2 pseudogenes are annotated in these 324 nt (G+C 67.3%); one reads left to right on the top strand and one right to left on the bottom strand.

The window, feature by feature from the left end:
• Positions 1 to 36: 36 nt before the first annotated feature.
• Positions 37 to 120: pseudogene (locus ABGA94_RS07330) on the top strand (pilus assembly protein PilZ); the annotation flags it as partial.
• Here the strand turns inward: ABGA94_RS07330 and ABGA94_RS07325 are convergent.
• Positions 107 to 324 (bottom strand): annotated as a pseudogene (locus ABGA94_RS07325) (hypothetical protein); the annotation flags it as partial. The pseudogenes ABGA94_RS07330 and ABGA94_RS07325 sit on opposite strands and share 14 nt — an antisense overlap.

Genomic DNA, 324 nt, shown 5'->3' with positions numbered 1-324 from the left:
AACGCGTGCTGGCGCCCGCCCCTGACCGTAGATTCCATGTCCGACGGCAACGACACTGCAGTGCATGATGTCCACGCGGCCGACGCCGCTGACGAGCGCTTCCTGGTCCGCAACCCGCAGTGGCGGTACAGCCCGGGCCGCGCAGACCCGTGAACTGGCCGTACTGGCTGATGGTGGTCCAGTTGCTGCTGTCGTACGGATGGCGATCGGTCATGCCTGCGCTCACCTGCGGATTTTTCCCGCCGGAACCCTCCGCATACAGGCCGTGGCCGTTCTGGCCGAGCGTGCGCAATCGGCTGGACGCCACCCGGGCGGTTCCATCCA

It is taken from the genome of Stenotrophomonas sp. 3diitr2024 (assembly GCF_042136455.1).
Taxonomy (GTDB): domain Bacteria; phylum Pseudomonadota; class Gammaproteobacteria; order Xanthomonadales; family Xanthomonadaceae; genus Stenotrophomonas; species Stenotrophomonas sepilia.
This window is presented reverse-complemented; position numbering and strand designations above follow the sequence as displayed.